The sequence below is a fragment of the Neorhizobium sp. SOG26 genome (assembly GCF_003491345.1).
Lineage (GTDB): Bacteria > Pseudomonadota > Alphaproteobacteria > Rhizobiales > Rhizobiaceae > Neorhizobium > Neorhizobium turbinariae.
In genome coordinates this window covers 142,452-168,165 of the sequence record NZ_CP025512.1, presented here as the reverse complement: position 1 = coordinate 168,165, position 25,714 = coordinate 142,452, and the positions used below count along the sequence as shown (strand labels likewise).

Annotated in this window: 23 protein-coding genes; 13 read left to right on the top strand and 10 right to left on the bottom strand. The window is 61.6% G+C overall.

The features are described 5' to 3' along the window. Positions 1–28: 28 nt before the first annotated feature. Both CYG48_RS00810 and CYG48_RS00805 read right to left on the bottom strand, forming a co-directional pair. The gene (locus CYG48_RS00810) at positions 29–1,099 is read right to left on the bottom strand and encodes a glycosyltransferase family 10 domain-containing protein (RefSeq protein ID WP_199925170.1); all 1,071 of its coding nucleotides are present in this window, start codon (positions 1,097–1,099) and stop codon (positions 29–31) included. Further along, the gene (locus CYG48_RS00805; RefSeq protein WP_118848648.1) at positions 1,062–1,817 is read right to left on the bottom strand and encodes a DUF268 domain-containing protein; all 756 of its coding nucleotides are present in this window, start codon (positions 1,815–1,817) and stop codon (positions 1,062–1,064) included. Before CYG48_RS00805 ends, CYG48_RS00810 begins: the two co-directional genes overlap by 38 nt. Positions 1,818–2,056: 239 nt before the next feature. On the opposite strand from CYG48_RS00805, the gene CYG48_RS00800 reads away from it, so the two are divergent. From CYG48_RS00800 to CYG48_RS00775, 6 genes are all read left to right on the top strand, one after another. After that, entirely contained in the window at positions 2,057–2,446 is a 390-nt protein-coding gene (locus CYG48_RS00800) for a hypothetical protein (RefSeq protein ID WP_150132676.1), read from the top strand. Positions 2,447–2,564: 118 nt separating this feature from the next. Then, positions 2,565–3,968: a sensor histidine kinase gene (locus CYG48_RS00795; RefSeq protein ID WP_118848646.1), complete on the top strand. Its 1,404-nt coding sequence runs from the start codon at positions 2,565–2,567 to the stop codon at positions 3,966–3,968. Beyond that, complete coding sequence (locus tag CYG48_RS00790; protein ID WP_118848645.1) at positions 3,962–4,630, top strand: LuxR C-terminal-related transcriptional regulator; 669 nt, start codon at positions 3,962–3,964, stop codon at positions 4,628–4,630. The genes CYG48_RS00795 and CYG48_RS00790 overlap by 7 nt, the downstream gene beginning before the upstream one ends. Positions 4,631–4,991: 361 nt before the next feature. Next, positions 4,992–5,774, top strand: a complete 783-nt coding sequence (locus CYG48_RS00785; protein WP_118848644.1) for a DUF1236 domain-containing protein — start codon at positions 4,992–4,994, stop codon at positions 5,772–5,774. 23 nt (positions 5,775–5,797) lie between these two features. Beyond that, entirely contained in the window at positions 5,798–5,983 is a 186-nt protein-coding gene (locus CYG48_RS00780) for a hypothetical protein (RefSeq protein WP_150132675.1), read from the top strand. A gap of 65 nt (positions 5,984–6,048) precedes the next feature. After that, complete coding sequence (locus CYG48_RS00775) at positions 6,049–6,447, top strand: DUF1236 domain-containing protein (protein WP_118848642.1); 399 nt, start codon at positions 6,049–6,051, stop codon at positions 6,445–6,447. Positions 6,448–6,507: 60 nt separating this feature from the next. On the opposite strand, the gene galE is transcribed toward CYG48_RS00775, so the two are convergent. The 3 genes from galE to mscL form a co-directional block, all read right to left on the bottom strand. Then, positions 6,508–7,542: a UDP-glucose 4-epimerase GalE gene (gene galE, locus CYG48_RS00770; protein ID WP_118848641.1), complete on the bottom strand. Its 1,035-nt coding sequence runs from the start codon at positions 7,540–7,542 to the stop codon at positions 6,508–6,510. A gap of 155 nt (positions 7,543–7,697) precedes the next feature. Continuing rightward, positions 7,698–8,867: a pyridoxal phosphate-dependent aminotransferase gene (locus tag CYG48_RS00765; protein ID WP_118848640.1), complete on the bottom strand. Its 1,170-nt coding sequence runs from the start codon at positions 8,865–8,867 to the stop codon at positions 7,698–7,700. A gap of 116 nt (positions 8,868–8,983) precedes the next feature. Beyond that, the gene (mscL, locus tag CYG48_RS00760) at positions 8,984–9,415 is read right to left on the bottom strand and encodes a large conductance mechanosensitive channel protein MscL (RefSeq protein ID WP_118848639.1); all 432 of its coding nucleotides are present in this window, start codon (positions 9,413–9,415) and stop codon (positions 8,984–8,986) included. A gap of 217 nt (positions 9,416–9,632) precedes the next feature. Between mscL and CYG48_RS00755 the strand changes: the two genes are divergently transcribed. Together CYG48_RS00755 and CYG48_RS00750 are read left to right on the top strand one after the other, a co-directional pair. Continuing rightward, positions 9,633–13,145, top strand: coding sequence for a hybrid sensor histidine kinase/response regulator (locus CYG48_RS00755; RefSeq protein ID WP_118848638.1), 3,513 nt, complete (start codon positions 9,633–9,635; stop codon positions 13,143–13,145). A gap of 229 nt (positions 13,146–13,374) precedes the next feature. Then, positions 13,375–14,613: an OpgC family protein gene (locus CYG48_RS00750; RefSeq protein WP_118848637.1), complete on the top strand. Its 1,239-nt coding sequence runs from the start codon at positions 13,375–13,377 to the stop codon at positions 14,611–14,613. Positions 14,614–14,669: 56 nt separating this feature from the next. Here the strand turns inward: CYG48_RS00750 and CYG48_RS00745 are convergent, their stop codons facing one another. Together CYG48_RS00745 and CYG48_RS00740 are read right to left on the bottom strand one after the other, a co-directional pair. Further along, positions 14,670–16,205: a UxaA family hydrolase gene (locus CYG48_RS00745; RefSeq protein WP_118848636.1), complete on the bottom strand. Its 1,536-nt coding sequence runs from the start codon at positions 16,203–16,205 to the stop codon at positions 14,670–14,672. A 24-nt stretch (positions 16,206–16,229) separates the two neighbouring features. After that, complete coding sequence (locus CYG48_RS00740) at positions 16,230–16,931, bottom strand: FadR/GntR family transcriptional regulator (RefSeq protein WP_118848635.1); 702 nt, start codon at positions 16,929–16,931, stop codon at positions 16,230–16,232. Positions 16,932–17,108: 177 nt separating this feature from the next. Here CYG48_RS00740 and CYG48_RS00735 point away from each other — a divergent pair, with 177 nt between their 5' ends. Genes CYG48_RS00735 through CYG48_RS00725 form a run of 3 tightly spaced genes read left to right on the top strand, consistent with a single transcriptional unit; the run spans position 17,109 to position 20,188 of the window. Then, a complete protein-coding gene (locus tag CYG48_RS00735) occupies positions 17,109–18,116 on the top strand; it encodes a zinc-binding alcohol dehydrogenase family protein (protein WP_118848634.1) in 1,008 nt (335 codons plus the stop codon). Between the two features lie 42 nt (positions 18,117–18,158). Then, positions 18,159–18,893, top strand: coding sequence for an SDR family oxidoreductase (locus CYG48_RS00730; RefSeq protein ID WP_118848633.1), 735 nt, complete (start codon positions 18,159–18,161; stop codon positions 18,891–18,893). A 17-nt stretch (positions 18,894–18,910) separates the two neighbouring features. Next, positions 18,911–20,188: an L-fuconate dehydratase gene (locus CYG48_RS00725; RefSeq protein ID WP_118848632.1), complete on the top strand. Its 1,278-nt coding sequence runs from the start codon at positions 18,911–18,913 to the stop codon at positions 20,186–20,188. On the opposite strand, the gene CYG48_RS00720 is transcribed toward CYG48_RS00725, so the two are convergent. The 3 genes from CYG48_RS00720 to CYG48_RS00705 all read right to left on the bottom strand — a co-directional run bounded on the left by CYG48_RS00720 (position 20,185) and on the right by CYG48_RS00705 (position 23,801). Next, entirely contained in the window at positions 20,185–21,585 is a 1,401-nt protein-coding gene (locus CYG48_RS00720) for a mannitol dehydrogenase family protein (protein ID WP_118851408.1), read from the bottom strand. The two genes, CYG48_RS00725 and CYG48_RS00720, sit on opposite strands and share 4 nt — an antisense overlap. 114 nt (positions 21,586–21,699) lie before the next feature. Beyond that, the gene (locus CYG48_RS00715) at positions 21,700–22,104 is read right to left on the bottom strand and encodes a hypothetical protein (protein WP_150132674.1); all 405 of its coding nucleotides are present in this window, start codon (positions 22,102–22,104) and stop codon (positions 21,700–21,702) included. A 1,076-nt stretch (positions 22,105–23,180) separates the two neighbouring features. Next, positions 23,181–23,801, bottom strand: a complete 621-nt coding sequence (locus tag CYG48_RS00705) for an SOS response-associated peptidase (protein WP_118848629.1) — start codon at positions 23,799–23,801, stop codon at positions 23,181–23,183. A 391-nt stretch (positions 23,802–24,192) separates the two neighbouring features. On the opposite strand from CYG48_RS00705, the gene CYG48_RS00700 reads away from it, so the two are divergent. After that, positions 24,193–24,477 carry a GIY-YIG nuclease family protein gene (locus tag CYG48_RS00700; RefSeq protein WP_118851407.1) on the top strand — a complete coding sequence of 95 codons (285 nt, stop codon included), beginning with the start codon at positions 24,193–24,195 and terminating at the stop codon, positions 24,475–24,477. A 291-nt stretch (positions 24,478–24,768) separates the two neighbouring features. Then, a complete protein-coding gene (locus CYG48_RS00695; RefSeq protein ID WP_118848628.1) occupies positions 24,769–25,692 on the top strand; it encodes a hypothetical protein in 924 nt (307 codons plus the stop codon). Positions 25,693–25,714 lie beyond the last annotated feature (22 nt).

Here is a 25,714-nt window from a genome sequence, read left to right as displayed (position 1 = left end):
GTGCCTAGATCCTGCACCGCCTGCATGACTATTGGAATAACCTCGCCACCTTCACAAATCGCTTGGCGATAGAGTTGCGAAGCTTTGCGCCCTTCGGCCTGAAGGCCCTTTCCGGCTTGAGCTTTGGCTGCTTGCCTTGAACCTGTACTGTGCCCCTTTGCCCAGCAACATCCTTGGCGACACCGGCAAGGATCGAGAACAGGTTGTGTTCGTTCAGCACGCGACGGCGGGCCTCTTCCAGGTAAGGCAGCGAGCGTTCCGCGGTATCAGACTCAAGAATGCGCTTGATGATCCGAATCGCGCCATCGGCATCGCTGATAGCGATCCGCGTCAGCGACTCTTTCGGGAAGTAGTCATGGACATTCTGGCTGCCGTGGTAGAGCGGATAGGTCAGCGTCAGAAACGGGTCTGCTAGCTTCTCGGTCCAATAGTGGTCAAACACCGAGTTCTCAAGCGCGATGTGGTAACGATAGTCCTCCAGCACTTCGAGCTTGTCGGCGAAGGTATTGATGCCGCGCCCGAAGACATGCAGTTCATCACCGAAGTACGCCTTTGCACGCTCGACAAACTGCAGCCGGTCGCGGTGTCCCTGCGTATAGGCCTTGTTCGAAGACACGATCGAAATCTGCTTGGTTTTCGCCGGGCGCAGTTGCGCGAAATCGTTCCAGTTCGTGCCGACTGATTTCAATGCGCCTGACGCGTCCCAGGCACCGGCGTGCCAGACCACCCCGGGCTGCGTAACCCGCATGTTAGGATGCACCGTCTGCGCGTCTGTTGTCAGGACGAGATCGAACTGAGCCAGGAAGCGCGGCAGGTATTGCTTGATGGCTGCTGGCTCCGAAGCGATGAACACCCGGAAGCCGGCCGTTGGCAGCTTCATATCGTGAGGTACGGCGTCATAAACGAAGAGCACATCATAGGCTGGCTCTTTGGGCTCGAATGAAAAACGCACGCCGTCCCATTCAGGCACCCGGTCGGGGAACTGGCGCCGCCAGTCCCATCCCGGGGACGACGAAACGAAAGCTGCTCTTATCAAGTTTGATTTCCAATCACCGTTGAAGTTAGCCCTGCTTGCGGAAGGTGTAGATTCCGCAGCCATACCGGACACTTGGGACGTTCGTTGCCAAGTCGACATCCAGATGCAAGTCACCGGCATCGTCGACGTAGTCGAACCGCTGAAGCGCCAGGCTATTGCGAACCACGTCGTAGCTGAGGATGCTGGTCGGATGAAAGACCCGGTGCGCGTTGAAATGAACCTCGTCGTTCCGGCCGATCGGGAAGCTGATGTAGAGCGTTCCGCCCTTCTTCACCATCGCCACGAGATTGGCGATCCCCTTCAGGTGGCCGTCGACATCGATCGGGTCGCCATAACGCCCGAGCCCGAAATGCTCGATCGTGTGGAGGCAGGACAGGGAGTCAGTGATCTCGGCCCCGCATTCTCCCATCAGGTCGGCCTGGCGAAAAACGATGTTCTTGTGAGCAGTCGGGGGCAGTGGGCGCACGTCGAAGACTTCGATCGGACGGAAGGACGCGACGTGGGCGACAAACCCGTCGATGCGTGAGCCGACGTCGACATGCCGTTCCGGATTGCTGGCGTGAACAAACCCCGCGACAAGCAGGTCCTGATGGAAATAATGGCCCTTGGCCGTTCCTGCGCTGTCTTCGTAGTCCCCCAGGATCATGAACTTGCGGGTGATCTTGCCGCCTTGCCGAAGCCATTCCGCGCGTTGGCGCCGGAAGGCTGGCAGGTGATGGTAGTTCTTGATTACCGCGAGGTCCCATCCGACCGCCTTGGCAAACTTCTTCAAGAGACCCATTCCCCTGCCCTCATGTCCTCAGACTCCACAGGTTTACCATCGCGTAATCTGGGTGAGCAAAGCAATGCCGACACCGCATGCGATAGCGATACACGATGCGATCTGCGACCTGGATCCCCAGATTTGCGAGAGTTCTCCATTATACACGTCGTCGGTTTGGACATTTGACTTTGTTCTGCCCCGGTTCATCTTCGATGGATCAGAATGCAGCTACTGGCAAATCTGGAGGAGGATGCGCGATGATACGCAGTTCGTTGGGAATGTTTGCAGGCATATGTGTTTCCGCCGTCTTGGGTTTGGTATACGCACCGACAGCAGCGCAGGCACAGTTCGACATCAGAGGCGGCGGGTACATCGAGCGCTACAACGGCGACGAATACGCCCAGGCACCGGATTACCGCGAGTTCCGCCGCGAACGCCACAGCGAAAGACGGTATGGTCGCGCGGGTTGCACCCCGCGACAGGCGCTCGCCGCGGCGTCCCGGTGGCTGGATGATCCGCAGATCCGCCGGGTCTACCGCTCCTATTACGACATCGACGGCTACGGGAAGCGCGGCGGCAACCGCGGTCGGCCGGACGGCGTGCGTATATCGACCGCGCCGGATTGCGCCCGCTCGGTTCCGCGCTGAGGCGAATGGCTGGGCGGCATAGCGACCTCAGCACAGACACTCCTGCAACCTCTGACCCTGTCAGGCGTTACGTGGCATCGGCTCGATCTGCGAGCTTGACGTTACATGCCGGTGCCCATTGAAGCTCAGCGCAGTGCTCGATCGCTGGAACAATCAGTCGCTTGCACGCCAGTTCCTCCTGGCCGGCGGGCTGGTGTCGCTTGCCGCCATGCTGCTGGTCGGCGCTTTTGTCACCAGCCTGATCGAAGCGGCGGTCACGCGAAATTCCGCCGCCTCCACCGCGCTTTACGTCGACAGCATCATCGCGCCGCTGCTTCCGGACATGAAAACCAGCAACACGCTCGACGATGCTACCACCCGCGCACTCGACGAAACCTTCAACCAGGGTGCGCTTGGCGGCAAGATCATCTCCTTCCGGCTCTGGCGGGCGGATGGCACGGTGCTCTATTCGACCGACAAGGACATGGTCGGCAAGCGCTTCGGCCCGAGCGAGGATCTGCAGCAGGCCTTTTCCGGCCAGATGGTTGCGCATTTCGGGCCGATCGAAGACCAGGAAAGCGAAACCGAGCGGGCACTGCAGCGGCCGCTTCTCGAAATCTACAACCCGATCCTCCAGCCGTGGTCGGGTGAAGTGGTCGCCGTCACCGAGTTCTATGAGGTGGCCGATGGTTTCCAGCAGAGTCTTTACCAGGCGCAGCTGCGCAGCTGGCTTGCCGTTGCGGGCGTCACGCTCGCCTTCTTTCTTCTTCTGTCTGCCATCGTCTTTCGCGGCAGCCGCATGATCGACAACCAGCGGGCGGCACTGAAGCAGCGGGTGACGGAGCTTTCGGAACTGCTGGCCCAGAACAAGGCGCTGCATGCCCGCGCCCAGCGCGCCTCGCAACGGGCAACGGCGCTCAACGAAAGTTACCTGCGCCGCCTCGGCGCCGATCTCCATGACGGGCCGGCCCAGCTCGTCGCCTATGCGGCGCTTCGCGTCGACAGCGAGACCCTGACGGACCCCCAGACCCCTGCCTCCAGGCGCGAGGAAGAGATCACCAGCATCAAGGCGCGGCTGGACGAGGCGATGGACGAGATCCGCAGCATCTGCAGCGGGCTGGTTCTTCCGCAGATCGAAACCGCCGAACTGCCGGACGTGCTGCGGCGCGCGGTGAACGCCCACCGTCAGCGGACCGGCACCGAAGTGACGCTGACCATGGCTGAAGCGCCGCTTGCCATCTCGCCCTCGGCTAAGATCTGCATCTACCGGTTCGTGCAGGAGGCGCTGAACAACAGCTTTCGCCATGGCGGCGGTGTTGGCCAGGCCGTGCGGCAGACGATGCGCAGCGGCAATGTGGTGATCGAAGTGTCTGACGCGGGCTCGGGATTTGATCCGGACACCATCCGGCCGGGCGGTCTCGGCCTCGCGGGCCTTCGGGAACGGATCGAAAGCCTCGGTGGAACATTTAACATAACAACATCAAGCACCGGCACCACGGTGCAGATGTCCTTGAACGTGCAGGACATGGAGCAGGCATCATGAATCGGATCAAGATCGCGGTTGTGGACGACCACCCTCTTTTTCGAGAAGGCGTCATGCGCAGTCTGAGCGACATTCCCGAATTCGAGATGGTAGGCGAAGGTGGGTCGCGCGACGACGCGGTGCGGATTGTCCGCGACCTCTGTCCCGATGTCATGCTGATGGACATTTCCATGCCCGGCAATGGGTTGGAAGCCATTCGCGAGGCGCTCGACCAGTGCCCCGAACTGAAGATCGTCATGCTCACCGTATCGGAAACAAGCGAGGACATTTCCAAGGCGCTTCGGCTTGGCGCCAAGGGTTACGTGCTGAAGGGCGTCGGCTCGCGTGGGCTGGCAGATGTGGTTCGCACCGTTGCAGCAGGCGAAAGTTACGTGTCCCCTGCCCTGTCTGCCCGGCTGATTGCCGGACTTTCCAACCTGCCGGATCCGGAAGAGAAGGAAGACCCGCTTGCCGAGCTCACCGAGCGCGAGCATGAGGTCCTGCAGCTCGTGGCATCGGGCTTGAGCAACAAGCGGGTGGCGCGCGAGCTCGATCTCCACGAGAAGACCGTCAAGCACCACATGACCCGCATCCTGTCAAAGCTGAAGGTCACCAACCGCACGGAAGCGGCACTCGCGCTGCGCGATGCCCGCGACCGCTCGGCTCAGCGCGATCATCTCTAAGGCCACAGGCCCGATCACCTTAGCCCGCCCAGACGCCGATGGCGGTCATGCAGACAAACAAGCCCGCCATCGGGAGCAATATCCACCTCGCTTGAAAAACGCTGTTCTCGTCCATGACGATACCCTCCTGTTGTGCTGCAGGAGCAAGCGCTTCATCGGCCTGATGTTCCCAGCCGAACCCTTTTCAAGACTGCTTTTCCACCCCATCGGACCAAAGGCCCAGGCCCTTTGGGCCCAAGGTCCCGTGTGCGACCGACTGAAGCCCGTTTGCAGGAACAGGGTCGCGAAAGGCGACGTTTGGTCGGCGTATTGCAGCTCAAGAACGAGCCTCGCAAGCAAATAGAACAAGACGAGGAAGACAATGAAACTCTCACCGAAACACACACTCGCGGTAGCGCTTCTTGCTGGCTCGACACTTTCAGCCACGGCAATCGTTGCGCCCGCCTTTGCACAAACCTCCGGTCAGGCGTCCGGTCAAGGCTCCGGCCAATCTGCCGCTCCAATCATCCCCGGCCAGGGTTCGGCCGGTGCCGGTGCATCCGGCAGCATGAATTCGACCGGCGACGCTACGCAGGCACAGCCGTCGCAGGACATGGGCGCCGCACCGCAGTCCGACGCACCGAAGGCGCAGGACCAGGCACAGGGTTCGACCGGTTCGGCTGATCCGACCATGAAGACTGACAGCCAGAGCGCCGGTGCCGACGCGACGAAGCAGAGCGACACGGCTGAGCAGAAGTCTTCGGATTCCACCACCAAGGAAAACGAGACGGCAACCGACTCCACCAAGACTGACCGCAAGGCGACTGACAGTGCTCAGAAGGCGGATGAAGACAAGTCCGACAACGACCAGGCTGCCGCGGAGCGCCCGTCGAACGAAACCACCGGCAGCATCAACATCACGACTGAACAGCGCACCGAAGTTCGCAATATCATCGTTGAGAGCAAGGTCGAGCCTGTCGATATCGACGTGGATGTCAGCGTCGGCGTGGCCGTGCCGAAGACGGTTGAACTGCATCCGCTTCCGCCGCGCATCATCGAGATCGTTCCTGCCTATCGCGGTTACGAATACTTCGTGCTTGCCGACGGCCGGATCGTCATCGTCGAGCCCGGCACCTACGAAGTCGTCTACATCGTAACGGCTTAAAGGGCAGTGGATTGGTGAAGATCATGCCCGACGAAGAGCCAGCGAGCCGCGAGATTAACAGCGGCGGCTGGTCCATCGCCGTGGTCATCCTGATCCTCATCATCGCAGGTGGGTTCCTGCTTTACGAAGGAGGATACCTCGGCGGCCGCAACAGCAGCATCGATGTGAGCCTGCCGAAGGTCGAGGCGCCTGCACCCAAAACCGACTGATGCCTCGACACTGAAGAGATGGCGCCGATATGCGCGCCACCTGAAACAGTCAAAGGAGACACGACATGAAGACCAAGATCATCATTCTTTCCGCCGCAGTGCTTGGCGTTCTTGCCCCCGCGGCTTCGGCGCAGCAAAGCACGGTCAATGGTGCAGCAGGCGGTGCGGTGACCGGCGCCATCGTCGGCGGCCCGGTTGGCGCGGCCGTGGGTGGCATCGTTGGCGCCGCAGCCGGTACCGCAATCGATCCGCCGCCGGAACGCGTCGTCAGCTATGTTGAAACGGCGCCTGCACCGAGCTCGGACGTCGTCGTCAAGGAAGAGATCGTTGTCGGCAAGCCGCTGCCGGAAGCCGTCGTGGTGACGCCGGTTCCGGACAGCCCGAAATATGCCTACGCCGTGGTTGGCGAGCAGCGCGTGATCGTGGATCCGCAGACACGCACCGTGGTCAAGGTCATCCACTAATATTAGGATAGAACCTGAAAATGCGAAGGAGAGCCCGCGGCTCTCCCTTTTTTCTTGTGGTCAGAAGCGCACCGCGGCCAGCCGCCCATGCAGCGAGCGCAGGTCGTTGACCCTGCGGTTGATGAGCCCCCGTTCCCAGTTCAGCGCCGTTTCGACGATCAGATCGAGATCATCGTGGCGCGGCTTCCATTCCAGGAGCCGGCGGGCAAGCGTCGAGTTGGCGATGACGCTTGCGGCGTCCCCCGGGCGGCGCGGCCCGTAGTTGATCTCGAACCGGTTGCCGCTGACGCGCATCACCGCATCGAGCACTTCGAGAACCGAATAACCGCGGCCATAACCGCAATTGGCAATCAGTGGCTCGCCGCCACGGCGCAGGTAGCTCAAGGCCTTCAGATGCGCCTCAACAAGGTCCGTCACGTGGATATAGTCGCGGATACCGGTTCCGTCCGGCGTCGCGTAGTCGGTTCCGTAGACATCAACGCCGTGCCGCTTGTCTAGCGCAGCCTCGCAGGCGATCTTGATCAGGTGGGTCGCACCTTCCGTCGACAATCCCGCGCGGCCGAGCGGATCGGCGCCTGCAACGTTGAAATAACGCAGCGCCACGAAGCGGAAGTCGTGCGCTGCCGCGGCATCGCGCAGCATCATCTCCGACATCAGTTTCGACTGGCCGTATGGGTTCTTCGGCTGCGGCGTGACGCTCTCCAGCACCGGCACGTCATCCTTCTGGTCGCCGTAGACAGCAGCCGTGGAGGAGAACACGAAATGCTTGATGCCGTGATCGACGGCAGCGGCCGCGAGGATCCGGGTCTTGCTGGTGTTGTTTTCGTAATAATCGAGCGGATGGGCGACCGACTGCGGCACCACGATCGAGCCTGCAAAATGCAGGATGGCGTCGATATTGTTCTCGGCAAAAATCTGCCGCAGGATCGCCTGGTCGCCGACATCGCCGAAGTAGAACTTTGCCGCACTCGGCACGGCCCAGCGGAAGCCGGTGGACAAGCGGTCGACCACGACCACCTCCTCGCCCGCATCCAGAAGCGCCCATACCATGTGGCTGCCGATGTAACCTGCACCGCCGGTAACCAGGACTGCCATGTTTTTCTTCCCTGCTTATGTTTTGCAGGAGAAAATCACGGCCGTTCTTCAGCAATGCTTACCCGGCGGCGGTTCCGCCGGGTTTATGTCGAGGTAGAGAAAACAGGCTCTCTACCGAATTATTCGACTTTTATCGAAAGCGTCCCAGACCGGGATCAGAGCCCTTTGATGTAGTCGGCGAGGCGTCGTGCCGCCTCCTCGACATGCGCCGGATTGCGCAGGAAGCAGGCTCTCAGGAACAGCTCGCCACCCTTGCCGAAGGCCGATCCTGGCGCCAGCGCCACGCCGATCTTGTCGACCATGTCGAGCGCGGCCTTTCGGCTGTCGGTAATGCCGTCGACCTTCAGGAAGGCGTAGATCGCGCCGTCCGGCTTCAGGGTCTGGACGCGATTGGTGGCAATCAGCGCATCACAGAGGATATCGCGGGCCTGGGTTGCCCGGTCGATATTGCTCTGCACGAATGCATCCCCATCGTTCAGCGCCGCCACCGCGCCGCGCTGCAGGAAGTGCGCAACACCCGAGTTGGAGTACTGCACGAGGTTTTCGATCACCTGGCCCATTTCCGGCGGAGCAACGAGCCAGCCGACACGCCAGCCGGTCATCGACCAGTTCTTGGAGAAGGAGTTGGCAAAGATGATCCGGTCGCCCTCTTCCATCACGTCGAGGAAGGATGGCGCGCGCGCCGCACCGGCGTAATAGTAGCGGGCGTAGATTTCGTCGGCGATGATCCAGATGCCATGCTTGCGGGCAAGCGCGAGGATCGCCTTGAGGTCCTCGAGGCTTGCGGTCCAGCCGGTCGGGTTCGCCGGCGTGTTGATGAAGAGGCCCTTGGTCTTCGGTGTGATCGCGGCTTCAAGCTTGGCGAGATCGAGCGCCCAGCGGCCACCGACGAAATCGAGCGGCAGGCCGACCGAATGGGCACCGGAAATGTCGATGGCCGAAATGATGTTCGGCCAGGTCGGCGACAGGTAGATGATCTCGTCACCGGGCGATGCAACGGCCTGCACGGCCAGCATGATGGCGTGCATGCCCGAGCCCGTCACATAGAAATGCTCGACCGGCAGCGACACCGAGAAGTGGCGGGCATAATAATCCGACAGCGCCTGGCGCAGTTCGGGAATGCCGCGCTGCCAGGTGTAGAAGGTCTCGCCGGCCGCCAGCGACTCGGTTGTGGCGCGATTGATGAAGTCAGGGCTTGGCAGGTCGCCTTCACCCGCCCATAGCGGGATCAGGCCTTCGCGACCGCGCGCGTAGTTGATGACTTCGACAATGCCGCTTTCCGGCGCCGCGACGGCACGGGGGCTGAGACTGCTGATGATCGACATGAGATTCCCTTAAGCGAGTTTCGCTTTTTCTAGCGCAAGCGCAGTTGGAAATCCCATGACTATCATTGAGCACATCATCGATTCCGATGATGAATCCTCAGGGCGTGATCAAAAAATCACTTCGCCTTGAGCAGGTCGCGGATTTCGGTCAGCAGTTGCACGTCCGCCGGCGGCGGTGCAGGCGCTTCGTCGGCCGGCTGCTTGGCTTCCATGGCCCGCAGCTTGTTCACGGCCTTGACCATCAGGAAGATGATCCATGCCAGGATCAGGAAGTTGATGAAGACGGTGATGAAGCTGCCGTAGGCAAACACGGCACCCTGCTTGCGGGCTTCTTCCAGGGCCGGCGCGGTGACGGCGCTCGAAAGCGGCAGGAAGTAGTTCGAGAAGTCGAAGCCGCCCCCGGTGACGGCGCCCACGACCGGCATGACGATGTCATTCACCAGCGAATTGACAATGCCGGTGAACGCGCCGCCGATGATGATACCGACTGCGAGATCAATGACATTCCCCTTGGCGATGAATGATCTGAATTCGCTGACAACTGACATTCTGGGAGCCCCCGTTTTGCGATCACTTTAAAGATGTTAAAATAACGCGTCCCGCGCCGCTGAAAAGACGATATTCGCGTCGCGCCTTCCCATTGGACTTTTGGACGAGACGGCTCCGATTTCCAAGCACATGCTTTTCCCGTAATGTTCGCACTCAGGCAGCGGCAAAACGCCGTGGAAGCGTGCAGGACATTCCGCACGATCGTGGTGAGGATGGATGGTTCCGGGCTGGATCATTTTCGTTTCGGCGTTTGCCTATATCCTGCTGCTCTTCGCCGTGGCCAGCTTCGGGGACCGGCATAGCCGTCGGTTCGGCGTGCCGAAACAGGGACGCCCCCTCGTTTATGCCCTGAGCCTTGCGATCTACTGCACCTCCTGGACCTATTTTGGCGGCGTCGGCCTGGCGTCCCTCAAGGGGTTGGAGTTCACCGGCATCTATATCGGCCCGATCCTCGTCTTCACGCTCGGCATGCCGCTCGTCCGGCGGATCGTTGAACTCGCCAAGGCGGAAAAGCTCACCTCGGTGGCGGATTTCATCGCCGCGCGGTACGGCAAGAACTCCACCGTCGCGATGATCGTGGCCGGTATCGCGCTGGTCGGCGCGATACCCTATATCGCCCTTCAGCTGAAGGCAGTCTCCAGTTCCGTCGCAGTGATGGTGGATCCGACCGATTACGGCATCGGCAGCGGCAACCTTTATTTCATTGACCTCGCCCTCATCGTGACGCTGCTGATGGCCTGCTTTGCCGTCGTCTTCGGCACGCGCCATACGGATGCGACCGAACACCAGGACGGCCTGATCCTTGCGGTTGCGATGGAATCGGTGGTCAAGCTCGTGGCCTTCGTTACCGTCGGGCTCACCCTCACCTTCCTCGTGTTCGAGGGGCCTGCCGATCTCTGGCAGAAGGCATCCGATAGCCTGCTCGCCACATCGGCGATGAACTATGAGACGCCGCTCAGCCGCTGGCTGATCCTGACCCTGCTATCGGGTTGTGCGATCCTGCTGCTGCCGCGGCAGTTCCACGTCACCGTCGTGGAAAATCGCACCCCCCGGGAGCGGCGGGCGGCGGGCTGGCTGCTGCCGATCTACCTGATTGCCATCAATATCTTCGTCCTTCCCATCGCGGTGGCGGGGCTGATTGCCTTCGGCGGCATCGGCGACGCTGACCTCTATGTCCTGACCCTGCCGCTGGCGAACGAGTTGAAACTCGTATCGCTGATCGCCTTCATCGGCGGGTTTTCGGCGGCGACGGCCATGGTCATCGTTGAGTCGGTCGCGCTGTCGATCATGATTTCCAACGACATCGTCATCCCGATCTTCCTGCGCCAGCGGTTGATGGCCTCACGCTCCGGCCAAAGCGACGACTTTACCCGCACGCTCCTCAACATCCGGCGGTTGGCGATCTTCTTCGTGCTCTTGCTGGGATACGGTTATTACCGGATGGCGGACAGCCAGTCGGGCCTTGCCTCGATCGGCCTTCTCGCCTTCGCGGCGATTGCGCAGATGGCGCCGGCACTGTTCGGCGGGTTGATCTGGCACCGGGCGAACGCCCGCGGCGCGATCCTCGGCCTCACCCTCGGCTTCCTCGCCTGGGCCTACCTACTTCTGGTGCCAAGCCTTGGCGGGCCTGACAATTCCCACTTGGCCACGGCGGTCTTGAACTTCCTCATCCCCGGCACCGAAGTCTTCAACGGACCGGAAACCGATCCGCTCGTCAACGTGACGATCTTCAGCCTGGCGCTCAATACGCTCGCCTTCGTTCTCGGCTCTCTATCGCGCAACCCGCGCCCGATCGAACGCATCCAGGCGGGCATCTTCGTCAAGCGGCACCTGCGTTCGCAGTTTGCAACGCGCGGCTGGAAAACCCGTGTCAGCGTCGGCGACCTCAAGACCGCCATCGCGCGTTACCTTGGCGAGGAGCGCATGCGGCGCTCCTTCTCCAACTACGAACAGACGGCCGGCCGCACCTTCAGCGACGAACAGCCCGCCGACATGGCGATGATCCATTTTTCCGAGCAGCTGCTCGGCAGCGCCATCGGCTCCTCGTCTGCGCGGCTCGTTCTTTCGCTGATCCTGCAGAAGGCGGAAGACACGAACGCCGACACCGCCTGGCTGCTCGACCAGGCGAGTGAAGCGCTCCAATATAACCAGGACATGCTGCAGACGGCGCTGTCGCAGATGGACCAGGGCATCGCCGTCTTCGATAGTTCCGAGCGGCTGACGATCTGGAACCGGCGCTTCCGCACACTGCTCGACCTGCCGGAGCAGATCGGCCAGGTCGGTTATCCGCTTGCCGACATTGTGGCGTTGCTGGCGCAGCGTGGCGACGTGGCGGAAAGCGACCAGGCGGATCTCATCCGTCACTTCCACATGCTCGATGCGCCCTTCTCGCTCGTCCTCAATGGCGGCGAAAGGATCATCGAAGTGCGCTCCAACGCCATGCCGGACAAGGGCATCGTTGCGACCTTCACCGACATTACCGAACGCGTGGCCGCCGACCGCGCCCTCAAACAAGCCAACGAAACCCTCGAGCAGCGTGTCAGCGAACGCACCGCCGAACTCACCCGCGTCAATCGCGAGCTTGCCGAAGCACGGGCATCCGCCGACGAGGCAAACCTGGGCAAGACACGTTTCTTTGCAGCCGCCGGCCATGACATCCTGCAGCCGCTGAATGCCGCCCGGCTTTACTCCTCGGCTCTGGTTGAACGGCTCGGCACGGCAGACGGCAATGGCTCGCTCGTCCGCAACATCGACTCTGCACTTGAGTCGGTGGAAGCTATCCTCGGCGCCGTGCTTGACATCTCGCGCCTCGATACCGGCGCCATGAAACCGCGCATCACCTCCGTCCCACTCGACGACCTGCTCCGCCGCATCGAGACCGATTTTGCGCCGGTAGCGCAGGAAAAGAACCTCGCGTTCCGGGTCATGCCGACCTCGTTGCGGGTTCGCTCTGACCCCAACTTCCTGCGTCGCCTGATCCAGAACCTCGTGTCAAACGCCATCAAGTATACGATCGACGGCAAGGTTCTGGTGGGCGCGCGGCGGCGCGGCGAGCATGTGGTGATCGAGGTGCTGGATTCCGGCATCGGCATCCCGCCATCGAAGTTCAGCACCGTGTTCAAGGAATTCGCCCGGCTCGACGAGGGTGCCCGCACCGCGACGGGGCTTGGCCTCGGCTTGTCGATCGTCGACCGCATCTCGCGGGCGCTGAGCCACCCGGTCGAGCTTGCCTCCACCCCCGGCCGCGGCACGGTGTTCCGGGTCGAGGTGCCGATGGATACCGCGGCGGCCAAGCCTGCCTCCGCTGCCGAGCCGCAACGGCGCAAGCGCTCACAGCCGCTCAATGGCTTACGGGTACTGTGCATCGACAACGAACCGCAAATCCTCGATGGCATGGCGCTGTTGATCAGCGGCTGGGGCTGCACCGTCGGCAAGGCGGATTCGATCGAGGCTCTCAAGCAACTGATGGACAGCCATGAGCCGCCGCCGGACATCATCATCGCCGACTACCATCTCGACGACGGCAACGGCATCGACGCGATCCTGATGCTGCGCGAGCGCTACGCGAGCGACATTACCGCGCTCCTCATAACCGCTGACCGCACGCCCGATGTGCGCAGCGAGGCGGAACGGCATGACATCACCGTCCAGCACAAGCCGGTGAAGCCCGCCGCCATGCGCGCCTATATCACCCAGGTTGCAGGCCTCAAGCAGGTCGCGGCGGAGTAATTCCCCCCACTTTTTTGTCCCCAGGATTTACTTGTTCATGGGGCAGTCATCACGGACAGTTTATGGTTGTTGAAGCCTGAACCGCCTATGAAGAGCCTTTCCCCGAGGATCCTTGGCGGAACCAGCCGGCTTTTCGAGACGTTTAGGCGCGTGACTTCCTGGCCCGCAGAGGCCTTACGGACCGAGCGGCAGCCGCTATCGGGACCGGCAGAGACGGAGACCGCGACCGATGAAACGCTTTGATATTATTGATGGGATGCGAGGGTATTTCCTCGTTTTCATGGTGCTCAACCACCTCATCTTTGCCGGCGGCTATTTCCTGGTGAAGATCAACCACAACCAACTGGCTTTCGTCGAGGACGCACAGGGCTTCGTGTTCCTGTCGGGTCTCCTGATCGGCATGGTCTACGCCAAGAAGATGCTGCGCAACGGTTATGAGGCCGGCCGCACCGCGATCTATACCCGCGCCTTCGAGCTTTATCGTTATGCGATGGGCATCATCCTCGCCGTCCTCGTCGCGCAGATGATCCTGCCGGGCGCCTACACGACCTGGTTCAACTGGCTGGGCTACACCAATTTCGACGACCCGCTGCGTCTGGCGGCGATCGCCACCTTCTTCTTCCAGCCCACCTTCATGGACATCCTGCCGCAGTACATCGTCTACATGCTGTTTGCGCCGATGCTCGTGAAGCTCGTGCTGGACGGCAAGTGGCACTATGTCATCGCTGGTTCGCTGATGTTGTGGATGGCAGCCCAGCTGGGCCTGCAGCAGGTGGTCACCACCCCGATCAACGAAATGATCAAGGGCGCCGACGACCAGGGTATCCGCGCATCCTTCAACCTGTTCGGCTGGCAGATCGTCTTCTATTCGGCACTCGTGCTTGGCGCGCTCACCTCCGCCGGCAAGATCGAGTGGAAGAAGATCCTTTCGCCGGAAAATACCTTCATCCCGAAGGCATGCCTGGTGCTGGTGCTGTTCTTCCTGCCGCTGCGCATCATCACGGCACACGAGATGATGCCGGCGCACATGATCGGCAAGTTCGCCTCGATGGAAATCCGCGCCGATTTCGGCCCGGTCTATCTCCTGAACTTCGCCGCGATGTCGCTGCTGGTCACCTGGCTGCTGATTGCCGGCCCGAAGCACAAGGCTGAATGGGTTCGCCGTGTTGCCGGTGCGCTGACCTGGGTCTTCTCGATCCGTTACCTGCAGCTTCTCGGCCGCCACTCGCTTTACGTCTACGTGTGGCACGTCGCGATCGTCTACTTCGTTTATTACTTCGACGGCCGTACGCCGGAGCTGGACGAACTGACCAAGACCGCCATCGCGCTTGTTGCGATCGCCCTCCTGTCGATCCCCGCCCTTTGGCGCGAACGTGAAAAGCTGTTTGGCACCGCGGCTGAACCCGCTTCCGTCAAGGTTCAGGCGCCGAAGAAGCCGAATGCTCCGCAGCAGATGGTCATTCGCTAAGCGAGCCAGAGACAGCAGAAAGAAAAAAGGCAGCGACCTCAGTCGCTGCCTTTTTTTTAGGTCACGGCCCCGACCTGCCACGGCACGAATTCGTTGTCGCCGTAGTCGTAGATCTCGCTCAGCGTCTTCTTGCCGGATGCCACCGCAATCACATCCTCGAAGATTCGCGTGCCCGCCTCCTCGATCGTTTCGTCGCCGGTGACGATGCCGCCGCAGTTGAGGTCCATGTCCTCCTTCATGTGCTCATACATTTCGGAGTTGGTGGCGATCTTGATGCAGGGCGCCGGCTTGAAGCCCGAAACGGAGCCGCGGCCGGTGGTGAAACAGATGACATTGCAGCCGCCCGCCACCTGGCCCGTCACGGCGACCGGATCGTAGCCAGGCGTATCCATGAACACGAACCCCGGTTCCGTCACCGTTTCCGCAAACTCATACACCGCCTTCAGCGGCATGGAGCCGCCCTTGGCGACGGCGCCGAGCGATTTCTCCAGGATGGTCGTTAGGCCACCCAGCTTGTTGCCGTAGGACGGGTTGTTGTTGAGCTCATCGCCGTTGCGGGCGGTATAGTCACGCCACCAGTCGATCCGCTGCAGGAGCTTCTGTGCCACATCAGGCGTCACCGCGCGGCGCGTCAGCAGGTGTTCTGCGCCATAGATCTCGGGCGTTTCCGAAAGCACCGTCGTGCCGCCATTGCGCACCATGAGATCGGACGCATAACCCAGCGCCGGATTGGCGGAGATGCCGGAATAACCGTCGGAGCCGCCGCATTCGAGCGCAAGCTTCAGCTTCGACAGCGGCTGCGGCGTGCGCACCGCAGCGTTCACACCAGACAGCATTTCCTTGATGATGGCGATCGCCGCATCGATGGTTTTCTTCGTGCCGCCGTGCTGCTGGATGTTCATGGTGCGCAGCCGGTCGCCCTCTTCCATCCGGTAGTGCTCCAGGATGGGGGCGATCTGGTTGGTTTCACAGCCGAGGCCGATCATCAAAATGCCGCCGAAGTTCGGATGCTTGGCATACCCCTGGATGGTGCGGATCAGCAGCCGGTAACCTTCCGACTTGGTGTTGAGTGCACAGCCGCCGCCATGGGTGAGCGCGACGACTCCATCCACATTGGGGAAGCCGTCCAGCCCGCCCATGCGGTTGAAGTAGTCGGCAATGTAGCGTGATACGGTCGCCGAACAGTTGACCGACGAGATGACGCCGATGAAGTTGCGCGTTCCCGCGCCACCGACACCGCGATCGAAGCCGAGGAAGGTGCGCCGTTCCGCTTCTGGCAGCATTCCCTTTTCTTCGATATCGACGCTGAACTGGTGTTCATGCTCCGACGGCAGCATGGCGAGGTTGTGCAGGTGGACATGGCTGCCGACCGCGATGTCCTGCGTTGCAAGGCCGATCACCTGGCCGTATTTCTTCACCTCATGTCCGGCCGGGATCGGCTTGATCGCCACCTTGTGGCCGCGGCCGATCAGGTCGCGCGCAACAACATCGCCGTAGCCGGTCGGGCTGCCGGCTTGGATCAACTTGCGCGCCACGGCGACATCGTCAACCGGGTTGAGCACGATGACGGGCGAGATTGCAGTGATGTCCATTGTCATTCCTCCCAGCCGAGCGTGTTACCGCGGCTCCTGGTTCATCCATCTCTGTTTCGATTCTTCCAGATGCGCATGCATCCTGGCCTGGGCGAGCAGCGGATTGCGTGCTTCAAGGGCGCTGTAGATTGCTTCGTGTTCGGCAAGCGCCGCAATCCAGGTCTGTGGCGTTTCGTAGCGCACCCGGATCTGCGCCGAGATCGGGCTATGCCGCTCGTCGAACAGGTCGCCGACGATATGAGCCAGTATCGAGTTGCCGGATTGTGTGGCAATCGCAAGGTGGAACAGGCGATCCTGGTCGATCGGCTTGCGGTTTTCGTCGATCTCCACCTTCATCTGCTCCAGCACCTGGCGCAGTGAATCGAGGAACTCCTGCGTCACCCGCGCCGCGGCCAGCAGAACGACCGCACCCTCTACGGTCGCGCGGGCCTGCATCAGTTCCAGCGGACTTTCGCCCATCGAGCCCAGTTGCCACGGACGACGGTCCTGCTCAGCGGTCACATAGATGCCGGACCCCATGCGGATCTCGACGCTGCCCTCGATTTCAAGGGCAATCAGCGCTTCGCGTAGCGAGGGACGGGACACGCCGAGTTGCTGGGCCAGATCACGTTCGGCTGGAAGACGCGCCCCCGGGAGAAGCTGCCCGTCCTGGATCAGGCCGCGGATCTGGTCCGCAACCTGCTGATAGAGCCGACGCGGCTCCGGTCCCTTGATCATGTTGTTCATGAGATACCGCAGATTGATGATGCGGCCTTACCATAACACGCGAGATTGCCGCCGCAAAGCCGCACCTCCAGCACGCGTGCGAAATTGGCTTGACCAGTTTCCGCTGCGGCAATAGCACTTAAAGCAAGCGGAGGAAAAACTCGCTGTCTTTGTCGTGCCACCAGCCCCGGAGGATCCATGCTGACCATTATCTGTGACGAACCGGGCAAGCTGCGGGCCATCGAACGGGAGCGCCCGGTGCGCGCCGATGGTGACGTGCTGGTCAGGCTTAGCCGCATCGGCGTCTGTGGAACCGATCTGCATATCTTCGGTGGTAACCAGCCCTATCTTTCCTACCCGCGGGTCATGGGCCACGAATTGGCCGGGATTGTCGAGGAAGCACCCGTTGGCAGCAGCCTCGCCCCCGGCGATACCGTCTGCATCATCCCCTATATCTCCTGCGGTCACTGCAATGCTTGCGTCCGCGGCAAGACCAACTGCTGCCGCAATATCGGCGTGCTCGGCGTCCACCGGGACGGCGGCATGACGGAATATCTGAGCCTCCCGGAAGAATTTGTGGTGAAGGCCGATGGGCTTTCCGTTGACCAGGCGGCTATGGTCGAATTCCTGGCGATCGGCGCACATGCGGTAGCACGCGCACGCATCGAGCCGCGCCAGAAGGTGCTGATCACCGGCACTGGACCGATCGGGCTGGCCGTGGCGCTCTTCGCCCGTCTCGATGGTGGCGAGGTCACGCTGCTGGACGGTCGCACTGACCGGCTCAGCTTTGCCCGCGAGCAACTGGGCTTTGGCTCCACGGTGCAACTCGGCGCGGACGACGAGGAACAGCTATCCGCCATCACTGGCGGCGACTTCTTTGACGTGGTTTTCGACGCCACCGGCAGCCCAAAGGCGATCGAGCGCGGTTTTGCCTTTGTCGCGCATGGCGGCACCTATGTGCTGGTCTCGATTGTTTCGAGCGACATCCGCTTCTCCGATCCCGAGTTTCACAAACGCGAGACAACCCTGCTCGGCAGTCGCAATGCGACACGCAGCGATTTCGAGCGTGTGATGGCCGCGATGCGCGACGGCAAGATCCCCGCGAGCCTCATCACCCATAGAATGACGCTTGCAGATGTGCCCGAACGCTTCGCCCAACTGACGGAACCGGCTGCCGGTGTCGTCAAGGCGCTGATCGAGGTATGACGGCAAGTCGCAAGAATACGGTGCAGGTTTAGGAGGAAAACCATGACGATCAGACTGGACGGAAAAACGGCATTGGTCACGGCGGCCGGGCAAGGCATTGGCCGCGCGACCGCACTCGCATTCGCCGAGGCCGGCGCGACCGTTCACGCCACCGACGTCAACGAGGCACTGCTTGCCGCGCTGCCCAAGCAAGCAAACCTGATCCCTGCAAAGCTCGACGTCCTGGACGAAAGCGCGGTGAACGCCTGCGTCGCCAGCATCGGCACCGTCGACATCCTCTTCAACTGCGCCGGTTTCGTGCATGCGGGGTCGATCCTGGAGATGAAGGACGAAGATCTCGACTTCGCGATGGATCTCAACCTGCGCTCGATGATCCGCACGATCCGTGCCGTGCTGCCGGGCATGCTCGCCCAACAGGACGGCGCGATCATCAACATGTCCTCCGTCGCCTCCAGCATCAAAGGCGTGCCGAACCGCTTCGCTTATGGCGTCACCAAGGCGGCCGTGCTCGGACTGACGAAATCGGTCGCCGCCGATTACGTGGCACAGGGCATCCACTGCAACGCGATCTGCCCCGGCACGGTCGAAAGCCCGTCCTTGCAGGAGCGGATGAAGGCGCAAGGCGATTACGAGACCGCCCGCGCCGCCTTCATTGCCCGCCAGCCGATGGGCCGGCTCGGCACGCCGGAAGAAATCGCCGAACTCGCCGTTTATCTTGCCGGCGCGACCTACACGTCGGGCCAGGCCTACGCCATCGATGGCGGCTGGACCATCTGAACCGTCAGAGGAAACCGATGACCCGCATTACCGACCTTCGCGTCTTCGACCTCCGGTTCCCGACCTCGCAGAGCCTCGACGGCTCGGATGCGATGAACCCCGACCCGGATTATTCCGCGGCCTATGTCATTCTCGATACCGACGAGGAAGGCCTTGCCGGTCATGGCCTTACCTTCACGATCGGCCGCGGCAACGATATCTGCTGCATGGCGATCAAGGCGATGCGCCACCTCGTTGTCGGGCAGGAGCTTGAGGCGTTTGCCGAGGCGCCCGGAAAATTTTGGCGACACCTGACAGGCGACAGCCAGTTGCGCTGGATCGGCCCCGACAAGGGCGCCATGCATCTGGCCACCGGTGCCGTGGTCAACGCCTTCTGGGATCTCTACGCCAAGCAGCAGGGCAAGCCGGTCTGGCAGCTCGTGGCCGAGATGCCGCCGGAGAAGATCGCCGACATCGTCGATTACCGTTACCTGACGGACGTCCTTTCCCGCGAGGACGCGTTGCAGATCCTGCGCCGGGCGGAAGCCGGAAAGGCGGAGCGGATCGAGACGCTGAAGCGTGAGGGTTATGCCTGCTACACGACCTCCGCCGGCTGGCTGGGATACCCCGAAGACAAACTGCGTCGCCTTTGCCAGGAGGCGGTCGATGCCGGTTTCAACCATGTGAAGATGAAGGTCGGCCGCGACCTGGAAGACGATATCCGCCGGCTGACGATCGCCCGCGAGGTGATCGGCCCGGACCGCTACCTGATGATCGATGCCAACCAGGTCTGGGAAGTCGACCAGGCGATCGACTGGGTGAAGAAGCTTGCCTTCGCCAAACCCTTCTTCATTGAGGAGCCGACAAGCCCGGACGACATTGCCGGCCATCGCAAGATCCGCCAGAACATCCAGCCGGTGAAGGTGGCCACTGGCGAGATGTGCCAGAACCGCATCATGTTCAAGCAGTTCATCGCCGAGGGCGCGATCGACATCGTGCAGATCGATTCCTGCCGGATGGGCGGATTGAACGAGGTGCTGGCGGTACTGCTGGTGGCGGCGAAATACAACCTGCCGGTCTGGCCGCATGCCGGCGGCGTGGGCCTGTGCGAATATGTGCAGCACCTGTCGATGATCGACTACCTTGCCGTTTCCGGCACCAAGGACGGCCGGGTCATCGAATATGTCGACCACCTGCACGAGCACTTCATCGACCCCTGCGTGATCCGCAACGCCGCCTATATGCCGCCGACGCGGCCGGGCTTTTCAATCGAGATGAAGCCGCAGTCGATCGCCGACTACACCTTCCGCGGCTAGAGGCGGGCGATTTCCGCGTTGACGAGGTCGCGCCAGGCGCGGTTTTTGACAAGAGGCTGCGGGAAGAGGCCGGGAAGCTCGAAGAACGGGGCGGACGGATCATCCGGTGTCGAGCGGGCGGCGGCCGCCTTCAGTTCCGCAGCGCGCGGGTCGTTTATGTCGTCCACTCTCATGAGATAGGCAAGCCACACCGCCGCAACGTAAGCGAAGGCTGACGCGTCCTTACCCCTAGAGAGTTCTTCCACGGCGGGGGTCATGATGCGTGGCGGCAGCTTCTGAGAGCCATCCATGGCGACCTGGCGGGTGAGATGCGCAACGCCCGGATTGGAGAAGCGAGCGATCAACTGGTCCTGGTAGGCGGCCAGATCAACGCCCGGAACGGGATCCAGCGTTTCCAACACGGCGGCCATGTGCCGGCGCACGGCATCATGATATTCAGGCACGGCGATAACGTCGCGGATGTAGGTGAGCCCCTTCATCTGGCCGAGATAGGCCATCATCGAATGCGAGCCGTTGAGGAGCCGCAGCTTCATCTTCTCGTAGGGCTCGACATCATCGACAAACAGCGCGCCGCCGGCTTCCCAGCGCGGGCGGCCGAGGGTGAAGTGATCCTCGATAACCCATTGCATGAAGGGTTCGGTATCGAGCGCCAGCCGGTCTTCGACGCCGAGCAGGTTGCGGGCACGGGCGCGGGTCTCTTCGGTCGCGGCGGGCACGATGCGGTCCACCATGCTCGATGGAAACGCGCCTTCGCCCGCAATCCAGTTGGCAAGCGCCGGATCGCGCGCGCCTGCCATCTCGATCACCAGCCGCCGGACGATGCGGCCATTGGTCGGCAGGTTGTCGCAGCAGAGCACCGTGAAGGGGGAAAGCCCCGCGTCGCGGCGGCGCGCCAGCCCTTCAACGATGTACCCGACGACGCCGACGGGCGCTTGCGGCGCGGCGAGATCGGCAGCGACCGCCGGATGGTTGCGGTCAAGCCCGCCGGTGGCCGGGTCAAGCCCGTAAGCCTTTTCCGTGACCGTCATCGTCACGATGCGGATGGCGGGATCGGCCATCAGCGCCAGGATTTCCTCGCGGTTTTCAGCGCCCGAAAGGCCCTTGACGATCGAGCCGACGACCTGCGGGCGATCGCCCGCGGCGCTGCGGGTGATGACCGAATAAAGCCCGTCCTGCGCGGCAAGATCATGCACCACATCGACCGAGCGCAAGCTGACCCCGACGATGCCCCAGGCGCCGAAGTCTTCCCCGAGCGCCGCATCGGTATAAACCGCCTGGTGGGCGCGGTGGAAGGCGCCAAGCCCCAGATGCAGGATGCCGGGTTTCAGCGCCTGCCGATCAAAACCGGGCCGCGTGATGCCCTCGGGCAGGATGGAACTGGCGGACAAACGCGGCATGATCTTCAACAATGCCGGGCAGAGCCCCCGGCATCCTCCCGGTGCAAGACCCAGGAGTTCTAGCCGTGCGCCAGCCCGCCGGTCAACGGCAGGTTTTGGGCGTTATCCGGCGCCTCAGCCGAACTCCGGGCCGCCGTCCGGGCCGCGGCCGGCATATTTCGGCTCGTCCTCCTCATCCGGGGGATAACCGAAGGCGGCGTTGAAACTTGCAAGCACCTCCTGCTGGCGCGCACCACGCGGACCGACGCAGGGCGGGTAGGAACTGTGGTAACGGGGATCGCTGTTGTACTGGGCCTCGGTGAGAAAACCGCGGCAGGCCCTGGCGCGGCGGCAGGCGGAAAGGTTGCAGGTTTTCCAGAAGCCGAGGAAGCTGGTGACGTGCTGGGTAAGCTTCTGGTATTCGCGCGACTTCTGGCGCTCGGACAGTGCCTTGAACTCGCCATAGGTATATCCGGGGAGATAGGGTTCCTTGTCTTCCTCGGCGGCAAGGCGGCGCCATTCCTCTTCATTCTGGACCATGATGTCGTCTCCCAAAGGCATGGTTCGGCGGTCACGCGGACCGGCGGCCAGCGTGTTGCGGGTTGTCAATTCTGTTGCTGCAGCATCCCTTTCCGGGGCGCTGCACGATCGGAGAGCCCACGCGAATGCGAAACCTCTCTATTGTTTAGTTTTGTGGCTCCGCATTCGCGTGGCCTTCGGCGTTTTTTCGGGACTTCCGGTCCCTACAGGTGATCGCCTCGCCTCGCTGCGTGCCCCGATTTCTCAGGAACACTTGCACGGCTCGACCGAACCTGGCCTGGCGACCAGGGGGAGGCTTGATAGGGCGCGGCACTTCAAAACAAATCCGTTCCCATGGCTTTCACCTCTCATCTTCTCCCCGCACGTTACGGTTTGAAGGATGAGCGCCGGCTTCCGCCTGCCCGCGAACGTCTCGCGAAACACTCCGGCGACGGAAGCAGGCACAGAATAGCGGGTGCCGAAAAGACGGGGATGAAAATCGTGCTAAGTGCTTGAACAGGCTCAAGCGACCCGCGCAATTGTCCACGGGTTGCGTACGGTGGTTGGTGGCGATCACACCCCCCTCTGCCCTGCCGGGCATCTCCCCCTCAAGGGGGGAGATCACACGTGGCCCGGCTTCAAGCTCCATCCACCCCCTGCACCTGGAGCAGCAGGAAGAGGATGGTGATGGTTGCGATGACACCCCCCTCTGCCCTGCCGGGCATCTCCCCCTCAAGGGGGAGATCACACGTGGACCGGCTTCAAACACCATCCACCCTCTGCACCTGGAGCAGCAGGAAGAGGATGCGAACGGCAGTCTCAGGGCTCAAAGGGGAAGATCACACGTGGCCCGGCTTCAAACTCCATCCACCCTCTGCACCTGGAGCAGCAGCAGGAAGAGGATGCGGTCGGAGGGCTCCGGGCTCGAGTCATAGGTTTGCTGTTATGATGCCAGTCGCAGCCGTCGATGGTCGGGAAACCGATGCGTCTGACTGATCTCCCCCCTTGAGGGGGAGATGCCCGGCAGGGCAGAGGGGGTGCAAAAATCCCAAGGCTCATGCCCAGCGGGGAGCACCGCTTCGCCATGACCGCGTGGCTCAGCCCCGGCCCGGGCGCACCTGCTCCACGGCGAGCGAACCGGCGGGCAGCGGGCGCAGCAGTTCGGCTTCGGGTTTGCTGAGATGAAGCCAGTGGCGCCAGTCTTCCGGCTTCAGCACGACGACCTGCCGGTTGTGGATCGGCGCGACATCGGGCCCCGGCGCGGTGGTGAGCATGGTGAAGGCGGGCGGCTGGTTGGTCTCGCCCTTGCCCGCCGCATCGCGCCAGAGCCCGGCGATGCACAGGAACGGTGCGGCATTCAGCGTGAAGCGATGCTTGGCCTTCGGGTATTTCGTGCCGGTAAACTCGAAGAAGGCCGAAGCCGGGATGAGGCAACGCCGGCTTTCGCCAAAGGCGCGGCCTTCCGAACGGAAGTTGAAGACGGGCGCCGCCTTCTTCTTGCCTCCTTGGCCCGCCGGTGGGGGAAAACCGAAGGTCATGGGCGACAGCGTGACGGCATCGCCATCGAGCCGCATCACCGGCCCGAGATCGCCGATGCGGATGTCATCGGCCTGGGGCAGATCCGCCTCGCCCTGGTGCGCGGCGGCTTTCAGCCCCGCCTCCTCCACCGCGCGGAGATATTCCGCATAACGGATGTGTTGTTCGTAGTCGTTGCACATGGGCGGGATGTAGGGCGGAAGGGGGTGCGTGGGGAGAGGGGGTGTGCGGTGGTTGTGTCTGGATCCTCGGGTCAAGCCCGAGGATGACGAAAGAGAGGGAGCAGTGTGGTGCCACGAGTGAGGGCCGAACGAGAATGCGCAGAACGTGCGGTGCAGGGTTCCCAAAGAATGGCCTTGCCGTTGTAAACGAGCTACTTCGCTAGGGAAGCCGACGGATCCGCTCGTTGCTGACTCTCAGGCAAGATGGCCGTTGATCGCGCGCCACTCCCACAAACTTCTCTTGTGGCAGCCTGGCACTCCCTCCCCGTTCGTCATCCTCGGACTTGATCCGAGGATCCAAACCCAAGCCTGCCGCTTGACGAACACGCACCCGCCCAACCATGCTGCACGCATGACGGGATATGTCTACATCGTCACCAACCATAAAAAGGGCACGCTCTATATCGGCGTGACGTCCGATCTCGAAAGCCGCATCTATGAGCACCGGGAGGGTCTGACGCCGGGCTTCACCTCCAAGTACGGGCTGACACAGCTCGTCTGGTACGAGGAGTTCTGGGACATTCGCGATGCCATCCAGCGCGAGAAGACGATGAAGCAGTGGTACCGCAAATGGAAGATCGCGCTGATCGAGACAATGAACCCGGAATGGCAGGACTTGTATTTCGAGCTGTGGTGAGAGGCTTGTGTCTGGATCCTCGGGTCAAGCCCGAGGATGACGACGGAGAGGGATGGAGAAGGGTGCCAAAAGTGAGGGCGGAGCAAGGGTGCAATTGGTGAGGGAATAGCGGGACCGTCAGAAGTGCGCATACGATTTTCGCGGCAGCAAGAAAGCGAAGGCCTCAACTGATGACGCGGGCCATGCGCGGCCGAGCTATGTCGCCGCCTTTCTTGAGGCACCCATGGCATCCCTTCCCTTTCGTCATCCTCGGGCTTGACCCGAGGATCCAAACCCGAGAACATTATACACATGAAGCTCGAGATCAGGCATCTGTTCGACTCCACTATTGAGAAGCGATATCGAAGCTTTTCATCGGCTTCCGAAGACACCGAAACTCTTAATTCGCAAGATCAAGATCGCCGGCGGAAGAAGCTTCAGCACATTCTGGATAGCGATCCCGAGTTCTACGTTCTCCATCGATGTACAAATATTGCAGCCACGTGGCTCTCCTTGTTAGCAGTTGCCCTCCTGCAAGATCTTCCTTTAGCCGAAGAAGAGATCGAGCCAACCGCCGAAAAGCTTGCGGCAATCTCGTTCTTGTCGCGGCTGGCCAACGATTTATGGGCGATCATTGAACTAATAGAAGCAGGATTTGATCTGCAGGCCAGAGCACTCACACGAGCTTATCTGGAGCACGTGGATGTGCTGATATGCTGCATCCATGATGAGCAACTAACAGCGCAATTCGTAGCAGCTGTTGAACCTGACGAAGCCAATGAGTTTTGGCACCGCCATGTAAGCAAGAATAAGATTAAGAGACGTGTATCGGAATTCGTCTCGTCCGTCATCCAAGCGCCGGGCAGCCAAGTGGTTGATTTTCTTCGTGAGGATGCCGAGCTAGCCGGATCAATGCTTCTTCACCCGACAATCACTGCGGGGTTCGCAGCAGCCTTCGGTATTGAGGAAATTGAGTATGATAGCTACCCAATATTTCCCACGCCGACGGCTTCTTCTGCCGGGACATTCAGAGCCATCCTAATACACCTTTTTTGGCTATGGTTCGCGATGGGGCCATTACCAACGAACGCCAATGGCCGCTGGAGGCCCCTTTTGACGAATCCAGAGTTGACAAACAATATAACGCTTGTGCGCTTCTCGATATTGATATCGGAAATGCTCGGCTTTCTTCTAGAGTCTCACTTGCTGATGAGGCCTAGTTCGACTGATGACTAGCCGTTACGAGAAGAAAAAGGCG